Annotated in this window: 3 protein-coding genes; 1 reads left to right on the plus strand and 2 read right to left on the minus strand. The window is 72.7% G+C overall.

Annotated features, from left to right (window positions below; genetic code table 11):
* Positions 1-184: 184 nt before the first annotated feature.
* Positions 185-571, plus strand: coding sequence for a VOC family protein (locus K6I34_RS36170; protein WP_229332264.1), 387 nt, complete (start codon positions 185-187; stop codon positions 569-571).
* Positions 572-673: 102 nt separating this feature from the next.
* Here K6I34_RS36170 and K6I34_RS36175 read toward each other — a convergent pair whose 3' ends face one another.
* Together K6I34_RS36175 and K6I34_RS36180 are read right to left on the minus strand one after the other, a co-directional pair.
* Positions 674-1,828 (minus strand): histidine kinase, encoded by a 1,155-nt coding sequence (locus K6I34_RS36175; RefSeq protein WP_229332265.1) that lies wholly within the window; start codon positions 1,826-1,828, stop codon positions 674-676.
* The coding region (locus K6I34_RS36180; RefSeq protein WP_229332266.1) for a response regulator transcription factor at positions 1,825-2,062 on the minus strand (238 nt) is incomplete at its 5' end. The genes K6I34_RS36180 and K6I34_RS36175, both read right to left, overlap by 4 nt.

Genomic DNA, 2,062 nt, shown 5'->3' on the forward strand with positions numbered 1-2,062 from the left:
GGGGTGTGGGGTGGTCCTGTGGGCCTTCCGGGTCCATGGGCGCGCTCCCTGAAGCTCGTACGTCTGTACGGGGTCACCCTGCGCCGCCGGGTGCGCGGGTGACCATGGACAAAGGGCGTGCGGATATTGGACTAATGCGGGTGCGGGCCTGGTCTCCCGGAACCCGGCGGGGCAGGATCAGTTCATGATCGCGAAAATGATGTGCACGGTGATCGACTGCCCGGATCCGGCGGCTCTCGGGGCGTTCTACGCGCGGGTCCTCGGCGGGCGTCTGGATAATGCCGAGCCGGGGTGGTCGGACCTGTTCACGCCGGACGGGCACATGGTCTCCTTCCAGAAGGTGGCCGACTACCGCCCGCCGCGCTGGCCGTCGCAGGAGCACCCGCAGCAGCTGCACCTGGACTTCGAGGTGGCCACGCGGCAGGACGCGGAGCGGGCGCGGGGCGAGGTGGAGGCGCTGGGGGCCACGTTCTTGCACGACAGCGGGGGCGAGGTCCGGGGCTTCATCGTCTTCGCGGACCCGGTGGGGCACCCGTTCTGCATCTGCTACGGCCAGCCGCCTCAAGGCTGACCGGGTTGCGCCCACTGGGGTGCCTCGTAAGACCGGTTCGCGACTGCGGGTCACGTGTGGCTGGTCGCGCAGTTCCCCGCGCCCCTTATGGGGCGCCCCGGCTCAGCGGGGACGGCGCGCTGCCGGAAAAAGGGCTGTGACCTCCCAGCCGCCCTCCGGGGTGGGGCCCGCGCGCAGGGTCCCGCCCATCGCCTTGGCGCGTTCGCTCAGGCCGATGAGGCCGAAGCCGCCTCCCCTGGCCTGTTCGGAGAGGGGTGCCGCGTGCTTGCCGTCGTCGGCGATACGCAGCTCGACGCCCGCGGGCACGCCGCGTACGCCGACGCGTACGGCTGTGGCGTCGGCGGCGTGTTTGCGGATGTTGGTGAGGGCCTCGCGGACGACGCGGTGGACGCCCGCGGCGACATCGCCGGGGATCCAGCTCTCCAGGCCCTGTTCGATGTAGAGGACGACGGGCGGGCCGGTGCGGGCGAAGGCCTCGGTGAGGGCGCGTACTTCGGGCAGCCCCGCGACGGGTTCGGTCTCGGCGTCGCCTTCGCGCAGGACGCCGACGAGGCGCCGCATGGCGTTGAGGGATTCACTCGCCGAGGTCTCGATGCGTTCGAAGGCGGCCGCCGCGGCGGGCCCGTGGAGTGCGGTGAAGCGGGCGGCCTGGGCCTGGACGACGATGCCGGTGACGTGGTGGGCGACGAGGTCGTGGAGTTCACGGGCGAGTTCGAGGCGTTCGGCGGTGCGGACGGCGGCCAGGTCCTTCAGGCGCTGGCCGGACTGGTTGCGCAGCAGCAGGGAGTACGCGACGACGACGAAGGTGATGGCGCCGAAGACGGCGGTGAAGCGCCCGGGGTTGAGGTCGCGCATGGGCGCGGCGAGGGCGGCGAGGGCAAGAAGGGGACCGAGGACGGCGGCGACGCGGGTACGGGCCTGCTGGATGACGGCGGTGAGCAGGACGAGGAGGGCGATGTCCTCCCCCATGCCCCAGACGGCCGCGGGGCGGCGGACGGCCATGAGGACGGCGGAGGCGGCCAGGGAGACGGTGACGGCGATGCCGGCCCGCAGGGTGAGGGGAATCCAGGCGTAGGGGACGGCGCACAGGCACACGGCGACGCCGGAGGCGAGGACCAGGGCATGTGGCTGGCTGGGCTGCCGGGCGAGGACGAATCCCTCGAAGCCGACGAGCCAGAGCAGGACGGCGCCGAGCGCGGCCTTGGCCACGGTGGCCCGGCGGGGGTGCCGGGTGGCCCACCCGGTGAGTCTGTTCACGTTCCGCCCGAGGCCAGCCCGCTCTCCCAGGCCCAGGCGGCGATCTCGACGCGGTTGCGGGCGTCGAGCTTGGTCTGCACGTTGGCCAGATGGGTCTTGACCGTGGACAGGGAGACGAACAGCTCGGCGGCGATCTCGGCGTTGGTGGCGCCGCGGGCCAGGCAGCGCACGACGTCGGCCTCGCGGTCGGTGAGCGGTTCGGAGGGGGTGCGGACGGGCTGGGGGGTGCCGGTG

Origin of the sequence: Streptomyces sp. UNOC14_S4 (genome assembly GCF_020740835.1) — a bacterium.
Lineage (GTDB): Bacteria > Actinomycetota > Actinomycetes > Streptomycetales > Streptomycetaceae > Streptomyces.